Here is a 12,593-nt window from a genome sequence, read left to right as displayed (position 1 = left end):
CACATGTTCAAGCGGATGCTCAGCGCGTTCGGCGTCGGCGGCCCGTCTGTCGACACCGTCCTGGACTCGCCGCACGCCACCCCCGGTCAGGTCGTCACCGGGCAGGTGCGCATCCAGGGCGGCAGCGCGGACGCCGAGATCGGCCAGGTCGTGCTGTCGCTCGTCACCCGCGTCGAGGTCGAGCACGGTGACCACGAGTACGGCGGCGTGTCCGAGTTCCTGCGGGTCGTCGTGGCGCAGGGCGTGCGGGTCGCGGCGGGCCAGCCCGTCTCGGTGCCGTTCCAGCTGCCGATCCCGTGGGAGACCCCGATCACGGCGGTCGGCGGTGGCCAGCTGCCCGGCATGACCGTGGGCGTGCGGACCGAGCTCGTGATCGCGGGCGCCCCGGACAAGGGCGACCTCGACCCGATCCTGGTGCACCCGCTGCCGTCGCAGGACGCGGTGCTGAACGCGTTCGGGCAGCTCGGCTTCCAGTTCCGCAGCGCGGACGTCGAGGCCGGCCGCCTGCACGGCGTGCCGCAGGAGCTGGGTTTCTACCAGGAGATCGAGTTCTTCCCGCCCGGCCAGTTCGCGGGCCAGATCCAGCAGGTCGAGCTCACGTTCGTGGCGACCCCGCACGAGCTGTACGTGATCCTCGAGGCCGACAAGCGCGGCGGCATGTTCTCGTCCGGCGGTGACTCGTTCGGTCACTTCCGCGCCACGCACCAGGAAGCGCAGGGCACCGACTGGGCGTCCGCGATCAACGGCTGGCTGGCGCAGATCGCCCAGCGCGGCCACGCGAACCCGGCGTTCGGCGGCCACAACCCCGCGTTCGGCGGCCAGCCCGGCTACGGCCAGCCGCAGCACGGCTACCCGCAGCACGGCGGTCACCACGACCCGTACGGCCAGCACGGGCACCACGGCGGCCACCACCGCAGCGGTCCCGGCATGGGCACGGTCATCGCGGCCGGTGCCGCCGGTGTCGTCGGCGGCATGGTCGTCGGCGAGATGATGGACGACATGTTCGAGGACTCCGGCGGCGACGACTTCGGGGGCGAGTAAGCGGTTTCGGCGAGCTCACGACCTGAAAGGACCCGTTGATGGAGTGGATGACGAGCCCGGAGCTGTGGGTCGCGTTCGCGACTCTGCTGCTGCTCGAAATCGTTCTGGGCATCGACAACGTCATCTTCATCTCGATCCTGGCCGGGCGCCTGCCGGAGGAACAGCGGCGCAAGGCCCAGGTCGTGGGCCTCTCGCTGGCCCTCGTCACCCGCCTGATCCTGCTCGCCTCGCTGGCGTGGGTGATCGGGCTGACCGCGCCGCTGTTCACGGTGTGGGGCCAGGAGATATCGGGACGTGACCTGATCCTGTTGCTGGGCGGGCTCTTCCTGCTCGGCAAGGCCACCTTCGAGATCCACGAACAGCTCGAGGGCGCCGACCACTCCAAGGAACGCAAGGTCGTCTCGTTCGGCGCGGTGATCGCGCAGATCCTGGTGCTGGACATCGTCTTCTCGCTCGACTCGGTGATCACCGCGGTCGGCATGGTCGACGAGCTGAGCATCATGATCGCGGCCGTGGTCGTCGCGATGGTCGTGATGCTGTTCTCCGCCAAGGCGATCTCGGAGTTCGTGAACCGCCACCCGACGGTGAAGATGCTCGCGCTGTCGTTCCTGCTGCTGATCGGCGGCAGCCTGATCGCCGAGGGCTTCGACCAGCACATCCCGAAGGGGTACGTGTACGGGCCGATCGCGTTCTCGGTGTTCGTGGAGTTCCTGAACCTGCGCATGCGCGCCCGGCGCAACAACAAGCCGGTCGAGCTGCACGGCACCTACGTCAAGAACTCGGCCAAGAGCGCCGACTGAGTTTGCGTTCCGCCCACTGGGGTAGCCACGCTCTGCGTCAAGCAGTCGGCGTTGCTACCCCGGTTGGACGGAGGGCGACGTGTTGGCGCTTGACTACGCACTGCGAGTCACGAGAGAGCTCGGGTTGAGCGGCGAGTCCTCGTGCGTCGAGAACCTCAAGCCGTTGCGGGTGTACGTCGCGGTCGACGGCTCTCTGCCCGGCCACTCCGGCGACGTCGCCCTGCTGTGGACCGAGGGCCGCGGGTGGGCGCTCGCCGTCGAGAACGGCGCGGAGCTGACCGTGGTGGCCAGGCTCGGCGGAGCCGTCGAACCACCACCGCACACGGTCGCGCGGTGGGTGCGCGGTCAGCTCGACTTGATGACCAGCAGCTCGTCGAAGACCGTCAGGTCCGCCTCGCACCCCGGACAGGTCGCCTGACCGAACAGGTACCGCAGCACCGTGTCGTCCTGGCCGTGCTGGGTGGTGAGGTCGCAGGCCCGGCGGCCGAGGCCGGTCAACGTCGCGGGATCCGCGGGCCGCAACGGGCGTTCGTCGACCTCTCACACTCGGGGCACTCGATCTCGTACTCGCCGTCCCCGACGCCGGCGCCGATAACGTGGTGGTGCCGGTCGCCCAGCCGCCGGGTTGTTGCCCTGAGAGCCGAACTCTTGCCACACAACCAAAAGGTCCGTCATGCCCGTGATCAGATCGCGGGCATGACGGACCTCGGTGAGCAGTTGGTCAGACGGTGACCGGCTCCTCGTCCTTCTTGTCCTTCTTGGTCTCCAACTCGTCCAGCGCGGTGCCCTCGACGTCGAGCTCCGGCAGCCAGCGCAGGAACTTCGGCAGCCACCAGGCGCGCTCACCGAGCAGGGCGAGCGCCGCGGGCACCAGCACCATGCGGACCACGAACGCGTCGACGAAGATGCCGACGGCCAGGGCGAACGCGATCGACTTCACGGTCGGCTCGCCCGCCGGGACGAAGCCCGCGAACACCGAGAACATGATCAGCGCCGCGGCCACGACGACCGGGGCCGCCTGGCGGAAGCCCGTGGTGATGGCCTCGATCGGCTTGGCGCCGCGGTGGTGCGCCTCGTGCATCCGGGACACCAGGAAGATCTGGTAGTCCATGGCGAGGCCGAACAGGATGCCGATCACCAGGATCGGCGTGAGGCTGATCAACGGGCCGGTGCCGTCGAGGTTGACCGCGTCGGCGAGCCAGCCCCACTGGAACACCGCGACCGTGGCGCCGAGCGACGCGCCGATCGTCAGCAGGAAGCCGAGGACGCCGACCAGCGGCACCAGCAGCGAGCGGAACACCAGGATCAGCAGCACGAGCGCGAGGCCGACGACGACCGCGAGGTAGATCGGCAGCGCCTTGTCGAGCGAGGTGGCCACGTCGACGCTGACGGCGGTGGCACCGGTGACGTAGGCCTTGCCACCCTCCACATCGGACAGTTCGGCGCGCAGGTCGGCGACGAGCTTCTCGGTCTCCACGGTGTCCGGGCCGGACTTCGGGATCACGGTGACGAGCGCGGACTTGCCGTCCTGGCTCGGCTGGGCGGGCGTCACCAGGGCGACGTCGGACAGCTTCGTGATCGGCTCGGACGCCTTGGTGGCCGTCGCGGCGGCGCCGTCACCCTCGAACAGGACGATGATCGGGCCGTTGAAGCCCTCGCCGAAGCCCTTCGCGAGGATCTGGTCCGCGCGCTCCTGGGTGGAGTTGGCCGGCGGCTTCTGGATGAGCGTGGTGTCCATGGACGCCACCGGGATCGCGACGATGCCGAGCGCGACGACCGACAGCAGCAGCGCGACGACGCGGTTGCGGGTGATCGCACCGGCCCAGGCGCGGATGACACCGCGGTCCTTCGGCTCCACCGGGTTCTCGGCGGTCGCGGCGCGTTCCTTGCGGGTCAGCACGCGGCGGCCGAGCATGCTCAGCACCGCGGGCACCAGCGTGATCGCGATCAGGACCGCGACGACGATCGTGGCGGCGGCCGAGACGCCCATCTGCGTGAGGAACGGGATGCCCGCGATCGCGAGACCCACCAGCGCGATGACGACGGTCAGACCGGCGGTGACGACGGCGGACCCGGCGGTGCCCACGGCGGTCGCGACGGCGTGGCCTACGTCCGAGCCGCGGCGCAGTTCCTGCCGGTAGCGGTTGATGATGAACAACGCGTAGTCGATGCCGACCGCGAGACCCAGCATCGACGCCAGGATCGGCGTGGTCGACTGCAGGTCCATGAACCCGGTCGCGATGGTGATGCCGAGCGTGCCGATGCCGACGCCGATGCCGGCGCTCAGCAGGTTCATGCCGGCGGTCACGAGCGAGCCGTAGGTCAGCGCGAGCACGACCAGCGCGAGCACCACACCGATGGCCTCGGTGATGCCGCCGACGTGCGGCGTCTCCTGCATCGCGGTGCCGGTGAGCTCGACGGTCAGCCCCGCCGCACGCGCCTTGTCGACGGCCTTGGTGAGCTCGGCGCGCTGCTCGTCGGTGACCTCACCGGGCTTCACGTCGTAGGTGACGGTGCTGTAGCCGACGGTCAGCTCGCGGTTGACGCTCGGCGCGGCCGGGTCCAGCGGGTTGGTCGCGGACGTGACCCCCTTGAGCGCCGCCTCGTCGGCCACCAGGTCGGTGATCGCCTTGACGTGCTGCGGCAACTGCTGGCCGTTGGGCGCCTGCACGACGACCTTGGCCTGCGCGGTCTCACCCGAGCCGAACGTCTCCTGGATGCGCTCCAGGGCGGTCGTGGACTCCTGGCCGGGGATCGACATCGAGTTGGACGTCTCACCGCCGAGCGTGAACGCGCCGACGCCGGAGCCGATCAGCACGAGCAGCCAGATCAGGACGACCGGAAGGCGGCGCCGGTGGGTGCCCATTCCCAGTTTGTAGAGCAGTTTCGCCATGATGGTCAGGCCTCCTGGTGCCCGAGTGCGTCGTAACAGGTAGCGAGGATCAAGGGACGCCACGTCGTCTTGTCACCCTCCTGGTTGGCCAGAAGAGTGAGCACGGCCATGGCGCTCAACGCGCCGACGATCCGGATGGCGCGCGGCAGTTCGTTGGTGGGGTCGATGACGAACATCTCGTTGAGGAGCAGCTCGTCCTGCGCCTGCTGAGGGTCCTCACCCGGCGCCGTCATCGTCCGGAACAGCAGGGCGACCATGCCCGGCCGGTCGAGTGCGTAGTCAGCCAGCAGCTCCAGCGCGCGGCGGTCCCGCTGAGGACCCGCGGGCATGTCTTTGACCAGGTCCAGGACGTGTCGCGTGAGGATGCGGCTCTGCTCCCACGCGGCTTCGAAGAGAGCGTCCTTGCTCGGGAAGTGGTGCAGCAGGCCGGCCTTGGACAGGCCGACGGCATCCGCGAGGGACTTCAACGAGGTCTGCTCGAAGCCGTGCCGCGCGAAGAGCGCGGCGGCGGCGTCGAGGATGTTCTCGTCGACCCCAGTCCTGGGCTGTCGTGGCATGCAGCCGACTTTACGGCGTTTACCGACCAGATCGGTAGGTTTACCGACCGAAATGGTCGGTGGCCTTCGTCACCATAATGGGGGAGTGATCGAGTTTCGCGCGGTGGTCGAGGTGACGGGGAGTCACGTGGAGCTGTCCGGGCAGATGTCGCGCTCGTCGTTCGACGCGGCGCTCGCGGCCATCGGCGAGTACAACCGCTCCCCGCAGTCGTACGCCGGGTTGCTGGAGAAGAAATGCCTGGTCGTGGCAGGCGGGCTGCGCGTGCGGGACACCGCGACGGGCGCCCAGGTGGTGCCCGGCTGCTGCGCCGGCCTGGAGGGCTGGCGTGAGTGGCTGTCGCTCGTGGACGGCGAGCAGCCGTGGCTCGGGCACAGCCCGGACCCAGGGCTGGAGTTCCGCGACGGTGTGGCGCGGTTGCGGCAGGACGCCGAACGCACCGCCGAGCCCGCCTGCGAGATCCCTCTCGCCGAGGTCCCCGGACACCTGGAAGGCGTCCGGCGCGACCTGATCGGGTTCCTGGACCTCGTGCGGCAGTGGGCGCCGGACGGGCTGGGTGACCGACTCGCCGAGCGGTTCGACGCCGAGTTCCACGTCAGCGCGCCCCTGTGAAGAATGGGGCGATGTTCGTCTTCGACGCGGAACTCTGGATCTGGGACGCCCGCCGCACCGAGACCTGGACGTTCGTGACGCTCCCCGAGGACGTCTCCGACCAGATCCGCGACGTCGCCGCGCCCGGCCCCGGCTTCGGCGCGGTGAAGGTCCGCGCCGCGCTCGGGGCGAGCACGTGGTCGACGTCGGTGTTCCCGGACAAGCAGTCGGGTTGCTACGTGCTGCCCGTCAAAGCCGCCGTGCGCAAGAAGAACGACGTCGGCCCGGGCGACACGGTCGAGGTGACGGTCGAGCTGATCTAGAGCGACCAGTCGATGTCGGCGTAGATGGCGGCGTGGTCGCTCGCCGCGTGCACCTCGTCGGTCATGGTTTCGTAGACGTCCCAACGGTTCTTGGTCCGCGGGCCGCGCCACACGCCCTTGCGGAACACGCCGCCGCCGGTGGCCTTGGCGAACAACTCGGGCGTGAGCAGGACGTAGTCGATCTTGCCCTTCTCGCCCACGCCCCGGTACGTGCCGAGCCGGTGGTCCCAGTCGAAGTTCGGGTGTTCGCTGATGTCGCGCAGGCCGGTGCGCTGGAACAACGGCCGCAGGCACTCGCTGTCGGCGGTGTCGTTGAGGTCGCCGACGACGGCGACGTACTCGTGGCCCTCGTCGCGCAGCCGGTTGACGATGCGGGCGATCCGGACGGCCTGGCGGAACCGGCGGCGGGCGCCGATCGGGTCGCCGGGGGAGCCGTAACCCTTGGACTTCAGGTGGTTCACCAGCACGACGACCTCGGGCCCGGCGGGCGTGCGGACGTGGTACTCGGCGCAGTCGCGGGAGAAGATGACGCCCGACGTGTCGCGCGCGTACACGTGCGTGCGGATCGTGATGACCTGATGTTCTTCTCTGGTCAGCAATCCGACGTTGATGCCGCGCTCGTCGTTGCCGTCGATCAGGTGGACCTCCTCGTACGGGGTCCAGCCGACGTGCTTGAGCATGCTGGTGGAGAACATGTGCAGCAGTTCGCGCGACTCGGCCTCGACGACGCCGAGGACGTCCGCGCCGACGTCGCGCATCACCTGCGCGGTGTGGCGGGTGGCGAGTTCGCTGATGGGTTCGGTGGTGAGCTCGACCCAGCCGACCCAGGACTCGCGACCGCGTGCCACGACTGAGGTTTCGCCGGTGCGGTGGCGCGCGAGGAACCGGCCGCGGATGCGCCGCAGGATCGCGTACTTGCTCCGGTCACTCCTGAGCAACTCGAGCGTCGCCAGGTGTTCCTTGAGCTCTTCCTTGACTTCCGGCGTGTAGGTCTCGGTGGCGATGAGTTCGTTGAAACGGGCGTGGGCGGCCAAGATCGGAGCCGCGTGCTTGGTCGCGTTGCGGCCCATCACTTTGGGGCGCTCGAACATGTTCTCCACGTTGAACGACCCGATTCGCGTGGTGCTCACGACTTCAGGGTCGCATGTGGAGGAACGGGTTCGCCCTGGTCCGCTCGGGTGATCTTTCGCTGCGCCGATGGTGGAGAGCCCCGCTTGGCTGGGCTGCCGGAACGGATTGTTCGCGGGGCCCTCCAGCTATCGGCTACCGCCTGCCGGTCACGGGCAGGTGGAGCGGCTCAGGATCGACACCTTGTTCGGGTTGCCGTTGTCGATCTTCTTGCTGCTCTTCGTCTTGGCCGGCGCGACGAAGCACTTGTTGAAGCGCTCGCCGCTCTCCCGCACGAACTCCAGCTCGATCGCGCGAGCCTGGTTGCAGTGGTTGTTGTAGTAGACCGTCGTGGTGACGCTGCCGTCGCCCCAGGAGATGTTGATCTTCTGGCCGCTCGGCGAGGTGCAGGCGGCCGACTTGCGGTGGGTCGCCTGGACGGACACGTCACCGGAGGTCTCCGCGCTGGCCACCACCGGCGCGATGCCGGTGAGCGCGAGCCCCAGACCCGCGGCGGCCAGGATCAGATTGCGAGACTTCACGAAATACCCCTCGATCTTCGATTCCGGGAGATGTCCCGGCGAGCCGGGTGGCCCGCCGCCGACGACGTTGCCCGTTTGATCGAGGACGAACCTAGGATGAACCTTGAATCCACTGGCTGAGGGGTGATCTTGGAGTTCGGGCTGCTCGGCGCCGTCGAGGTGCGCCACGGGGGCGAGGTGGTCGAGATCGGCCACGTCCGGCAACGATCCGTGCTGGTAGCGCTGCTGCTGGAGGAGGGACGGCCGGTCCCGGTCGACCGGCTGCTCGACCGGGTCTGGGGTGAGCGGGCACCGCTGCGGGCACGCGAGACGCTCTACGGCTACGTGTCGAAACTGCGCAAGGTGCTCGATCTGGACATCGAACGCTCACCCGCCGGATATCACCTCGAAGTGGATTCGTCGCGGGTGGATTTGTTCCGCTTCCGGGCATTGGTGCGGGAACGGGAATTCGATTCCGCGCTCGCGTTGTGGCGGGGCGAGGCGCTCGACGGGCTGGATTCCCCGTGGTTCGACGCCCAACGCGAAAGCCTGCACGCCGAACGCCTCGCCGCCGAACTCGACCGCAACGACGTGGCGCTGGCCCAGGGCAGGCACACCGAGCTGCTGCCGTCGTTGCGGCTGCGGGCCGACGCGCTGCCGCACGACGAACGCCTTGCCGCGCAACTGATGCTGGCCCTGCACCGCACCGGCAACGACGCGGAGGCGTTGCGGCACTACGACATCGTGCGCCGCAGCCTCGCCGACGAACTCGGCGCCGACCCGAGCAAGCCGTTGCAGGACCTGCACCAGCGGATTCTCGTGGGCAGCGAAAGCGAAGACGAACGGCCGCCCGGCCCGCGCCAGCTGCCCGCGCCGCACCCGTGGTTCACCGGCCGCACCGGGGAACTGGCCGCGCTCGGCTCGTCCGGGACGGTCGTGATCACCGCGATCGGCGGCTCCGGCGGCATGGGCAAGACGGCGCTGGCGTTGCACTGGGCTCATCGGCACCTCGGTGAGTTCCCGGACGGCCAGCTGTACGTGAACCTGCGCGGCTTCGACCCGTCCGCCCCGCCGACGGCGCCGGAGACGGTGCTGCGCGAGTTCCTGGAGGCGCTGGGGGAGGAGACGATCCCGGCCGGACTCGACGCGCGGGCGGCCCGTTACCGCAGCGTCGTCGCGGGCAGGCGCCTGCTGGTGGTGCTCGACAACGCCCGGTCCACCGAGCAGGTCGTGCCGCTGCTGCCGGGCCCGGACGCGACGGTGCTGGTCACGAGCCGCCTCAAACTGGCGGGCCTGGTCGCCGCGCACGGCGCCCGTTCCGTCTCGCTGGACGTCCTGCACCCCGCCGAGGCCCACGAGTTCCTGGTCGCGAGGCTCGGCGCCGCCCGCGTGGCGGCCGAACCCGGTGTCGTCACGGACCTGGTGAGCTGGTGCGGAGGGCTGCCGCTGGCGTTGTCGATCGTCGCCGCGCGTGCCGCGATGGAACCGGACTTCCCGCTGGCCGCGTTCGCCGAAGAGCTGCGCGACCAGCCGCTGGACGCCCTCGACGCGGGGGAGATCGGCACGAACCTGCGCGCGGTGTTCTCGTGGTCCGTGGCGGCGTTGTCGGACGAGGCGGCGCGGGCGTTCGGCCTGCTCGGCACCGTGCAGACCGCCGACGTGAGCCTCACCGCGGCGGCCGCGCTGCTGGACCGGCCGGTGTCGCGCACCCGGATGCTGGTGCGGGAACTGGAGAACGCGCACCTCGTGCAGCAGCACGTGCCGGGCCGTTACCGCATGCACGACCTCGTCGGCCTGTACGCGGCGGACCTGTCCGCGGACGCCGGCACCCGGCTCGCCGACTTCTACGCCGCCACCACCCGTGCCGCCGCGCTCACGCTGGAACCGCACAAGGTGTTGCCGGAACACGAAAGCGGCCACGCGCTGGCGTTCGACAGCAACGCGGCGGCGATGGCGTGGTTCGACGCCGAACACGCCTGCCTGCTCACCGAGCAACGCCATGCGCTGGAGCGCAAGGAGTTCGCCGTGGCCTGGCTGATCGGCCGGGCGTTGAACAACTACCACCTCCGCCGCGGCCGCACCCACGACGACACCGAGGCGTGGCTGGTCGCGCTGTCCGCCGCGGAAGCCCTGGGCGACTCGCTCAAGCAGGGCACCGCGCACATGTGCCTGGGCGCCAACTACGTCGAGCTGGGCCAGTCACCGCTCGGGCACAGCCACTTCGAGCGCAGCCTGGAGATGTTCGGGGAGACCGACAACCACGAGGCGCACGGCGGCGCGCACCGGGCCATCGCCTGGGCGGCCGAGTTCGAGGGCGACCTGGAGAAGGCCCTCGACCACTCGCTCGCCGGTCTGGAGCAGTTCCGCCTGGCGGGCAAGGAGATCCGCGAGGCCGAGTCGTTGAACGAGGTCGGCTGGCGCTACGCCTGCCTCGGCCGGTACGCGCAGGCCCGCACGTTCTGCGAGGACGCCATGGCGTTGAACCGCAGGCTCGGGCACGCCGAGGGGTCGGCGGCCACTTTGGACAGTCTCGCGCACATCGCCCACCACGACGGCAGGCACACCGACGCCGTCGCGCACTACCGCGAGGCCGTGGCGTTGTACCGGGAGCTGGACAACTCGGCCGAGCTGGCCACCGTGCTGGAACATCTGGGCGACGTGCACGCGGCGGCAGGGGAGAAGGAGCTGGCGCGCGAGACGTGGGAGCGCGCTCTGGAGCTGTACCGGGAGCAGGGCCGTGACGCGGACGCCACGGCCCTGCTCGCCCGGCTCTAAACCCGGCTGAGCTGCCGTCCGCTCTCGATCAGCTCGTCGGTGAAGGAGTCGAGCGCCTGGGCGAAGTCGCGCTGGTCCGGTTCGTGCCAGTCCTGCAACTGGTCGATCAGCCAGCGCCGCCACGCCCGCACGAGCTGCTCGAACACCTCGGCGCCCCGGTCGGTGAACCGGTACCCGTCGTCGGTGAACGCGAGCAGTCCGGACCGCACGAGTTCCTGCGCGGTCGGTGCGAAGATGCCGCCGGGCACGTGCGTCATCTCGGCGATCTCCTCGAGCGTCGCCACCCCGTCGTCGGTCGACGCCTTGTAGACGCGGCCCAGCAGCCAAGCCTGCTCGATCGGAAGGTCCACTCCGGACCGTCGCAGCACCGCGGGCCCCGGGTCCTCGCCGGACTTCGCGACCACGGTGGACACCAGCTTGCGCAGCTCGTCGTAGGAGTTCGACGGCGGTGCCGCGAAGCTCTCGCCGACCCCGCTGTTGCCGGCGGCCGCCGCCCGGGACGTGTCGCGCAACTGCACCTGCGGCAGGAAGAACGCGACCAGCAACGCCACCAGCCCGATCGGCGCGGCGATGAGGAACATCATCTGCACGGTCTCGGCGTACCCGGCGACGATCGGCGCCCGGAGCGCGTCCGGCAACGCGTGCACGGCGGCGGGACTCGCGATGGCCCGCGGATCAACCCCTTGCGGCACCACCAGGTGCTTCGGCAGCTGGTTGGCGTAGATCGTGCCGAAGATCGCCACGCCGAACGAGCTGCCCATCGTCCGCAGGAAGCTGATGCCGGACGTGGCCACGCCGAGGTCGCTGTAGTTGGTGGTGCTCTGCACGACGATCACCGGCACCTGCATCACCAGCCCGATGCCCGCGCCGAGCACGGCCATGAACACGCCCATCTCCCAGTAGCTCGTCCCCGAGTCCAAAAGGGACAGCAGGAACAACCCGGCCGTGAGCACGACGGACCCGATGATCGGGAACAGCCGGTACTGCCCGGTCCGGCTGATCGTGTTGCCCGTCAGCAACGCCGTGGCCATCAGCCCGGCGATCAACGGCAACATCCACAACCCGGACGCCGTGGCGGACTCTCCGCGCACGTACTGGAGGTAGATCGGCAGGTACGTGATGCCGCCGAGCATCGCGAACCCGACCACGAAACTCAGGATCCCCGACACCGTGAACACCCGGCTGCGGAACAACCGCATCGGCAACATCGGCTCGGCCGCCCGCTGTTCCACCAGCACGAACGCCACGAGCAACACCACGGACCCGGCCGCCATCCACAGGATCGTCGGCGAGGTCCACGCGTACTCGGTACCGCCCCAACTGGTGACGAGCGTCAACCCGGTGGCCGCCAACGCGATCAGCGCGATCCCGGCGTAGTCGATCTTCGGCTTCCCGTCGGTCCTGATCGTCGGCAACGCCGCCAACGCCACCAGCACCACCGCGATCCCGAGCGGGATGTTGACGTAGAACGCCCACCGCCAACTCAGGTGGTCGACGAACAACCCACCCAGCAACGGCCCGGCCACCGTCGCCACCCCGAACACGGCCCCGGCAAGCCCTTGGAACTTCCCGCGCTCCTTCAACGGCACCACATCGGCGATGATCGCCGTGGAGGTCACCATCAACCCACCGGCCCCGAGCCCCTGCACGGCCCGGAACGCGATGAGCGTCCCCATCGACTCCGACCACCCGGCGAAGAACGACCCCACCAGGAACAACGCGACGCTGATGACGAACGTGTTCTTCCGCCCGTACAGATCACCGAACTTGCCGATCAACACCGTCATGATCGTCTCGGCGAGCAGGTACGACGTCACCACCCACGACAGGTGCGCCCCACCACCCAAATCCGCCACCATCGTGGGCAAGGCTGTGGACACAATGGTCTGATCAAGGGCGGCCAGCAACATGGCGAGCAGCACGGCCGCAACAACCAGGTTCCGCCTGCGGGTGTCGATCATCTCGGGCACGCAGGCGATGATCGCGC

At 69.4% G+C, this 12,593-nt stretch carries 11 protein-coding genes; 6 read left to right on the top strand and 5 right to left on the bottom strand.

All coding sequences use genetic code 11. The features are described from left to right. Positions 1 to 3: 3 nt before the first annotated feature. The 3 genes from JNUCC0626_RS15810 (at position 4) to JNUCC0626_RS15800 (ending at position 2,259) form a co-directional block, all read left to right on the top strand. Positions 4 to 1,041, top strand: coding sequence for a sporulation protein (locus JNUCC0626_RS15810; RefSeq protein WP_394620512.1), 1,038 nt, complete (start codon positions 4 to 6; stop codon positions 1,039 to 1,041). Positions 1,042 to 1,079: 38 nt separating this feature from the next. Next, on the top strand, positions 1,080 to 1,841 hold the full coding sequence (locus JNUCC0626_RS15805) for a TerC family protein (protein ID WP_394620511.1): 762 nt from the start codon (positions 1,080 to 1,082) through the stop codon (positions 1,839 to 1,841). A 79-nt stretch (positions 1,842 to 1,920) separates the two neighbouring features. Further along, complete coding sequence (locus JNUCC0626_RS15800; protein ID WP_394620510.1) at positions 1,921 to 2,259, top strand: DUF6292 family protein; 339 nt, start codon at positions 1,921 to 1,923, stop codon at positions 2,257 to 2,259. A gap of 303 nt (positions 2,260 to 2,562) precedes the next feature. On the opposite strand, the gene JNUCC0626_RS15795 is transcribed toward JNUCC0626_RS15800, so the two are convergent. Beyond that, positions 2,563 to 4,734 carry an MMPL family transporter gene (locus tag JNUCC0626_RS15795; protein ID WP_394620509.1) on the bottom strand — a complete coding sequence of 724 codons (2,172 nt, stop codon included), beginning with the start codon at positions 4,732 to 4,734 and terminating at the stop codon, positions 2,563 to 2,565. A gap of 5 nt (positions 4,735 to 4,739) precedes the next feature. Next, the gene (locus JNUCC0626_RS15790) at positions 4,740 to 5,291 is read right to left on the bottom strand and encodes a TetR/AcrR family transcriptional regulator (RefSeq protein WP_394620508.1); all 552 of its coding nucleotides are present in this window, start codon (positions 5,289 to 5,291) and stop codon (positions 4,740 to 4,742) included. Positions 5,292 to 5,376: 85 nt separating this feature from the next. On the opposite strand from JNUCC0626_RS15790, the gene JNUCC0626_RS15785 reads away from it, so the two are divergent. Both JNUCC0626_RS15785 and JNUCC0626_RS15780 read left to right on the top strand, forming a co-directional pair. Continuing rightward, positions 5,377 to 5,901 carry a hypothetical protein gene (locus JNUCC0626_RS15785; protein WP_394620507.1) on the top strand — a complete coding sequence of 175 codons (525 nt, stop codon included), beginning with the start codon at positions 5,377 to 5,379 and terminating at the stop codon, positions 5,899 to 5,901. Positions 5,902 to 5,912: 11 nt separating this feature from the next. Continuing rightward, the gene (locus JNUCC0626_RS15780) at positions 5,913 to 6,203 is read left to right on the top strand and encodes a DUF1905 domain-containing protein (protein WP_394620506.1); all 291 of its coding nucleotides are present in this window, start codon (positions 5,913 to 5,915) and stop codon (positions 6,201 to 6,203) included. Here the strand turns inward: JNUCC0626_RS15780 and JNUCC0626_RS15775 are convergent. Next, complete coding sequence (locus tag JNUCC0626_RS15775; protein WP_394620505.1) at positions 6,200 to 7,333, bottom strand: endonuclease/exonuclease/phosphatase family protein; 1,134 nt, start codon at positions 7,331 to 7,333, stop codon at positions 6,200 to 6,202. The genes JNUCC0626_RS15780 and JNUCC0626_RS15775 overlap by 4 nt on opposite strands. A gap of 147 nt (positions 7,334 to 7,480) precedes the next feature. Beyond that, on the bottom strand, positions 7,481 to 7,852 hold the full coding sequence (locus tag JNUCC0626_RS15770) for a hypothetical protein (RefSeq protein WP_394620504.1): 372 nt from the start codon (positions 7,850 to 7,852) through the stop codon (positions 7,481 to 7,483). Positions 7,853 to 7,981: 129 nt separating this feature from the next. Between JNUCC0626_RS15770 and JNUCC0626_RS15765 the strand changes: the two genes are divergently transcribed. Next, a complete protein-coding gene (locus JNUCC0626_RS15765; RefSeq protein WP_394620503.1) occupies positions 7,982 to 10,606 on the top strand; it encodes an AfsR/SARP family transcriptional regulator in 2,625 nt (874 codons plus the stop codon). Here JNUCC0626_RS15765 and JNUCC0626_RS15760 read toward each other — a convergent pair. After that, a complete protein-coding gene (locus tag JNUCC0626_RS15760) occupies positions 10,603 to 12,567 on the bottom strand; it encodes a DHA2 family efflux MFS transporter permease subunit (RefSeq protein ID WP_394622040.1) in 1,965 nt (654 codons plus the stop codon). The two genes, JNUCC0626_RS15765 and JNUCC0626_RS15760, sit on opposite strands and share 4 nt — an antisense overlap. Between the last annotated feature and the right edge of the window lie 26 nt (positions 12,568 to 12,593).

The organism is Lentzea sp. JNUCC 0626, assembly GCF_043632865.1.
Taxonomy (GTDB): Bacteria; Actinomycetota; Actinomycetes; order Mycobacteriales; family Pseudonocardiaceae; genus Lentzea.
Note: the sequence above shows the minus strand (reverse complement) of the source record. Positions and strands in the feature narration are given on the sequence as shown.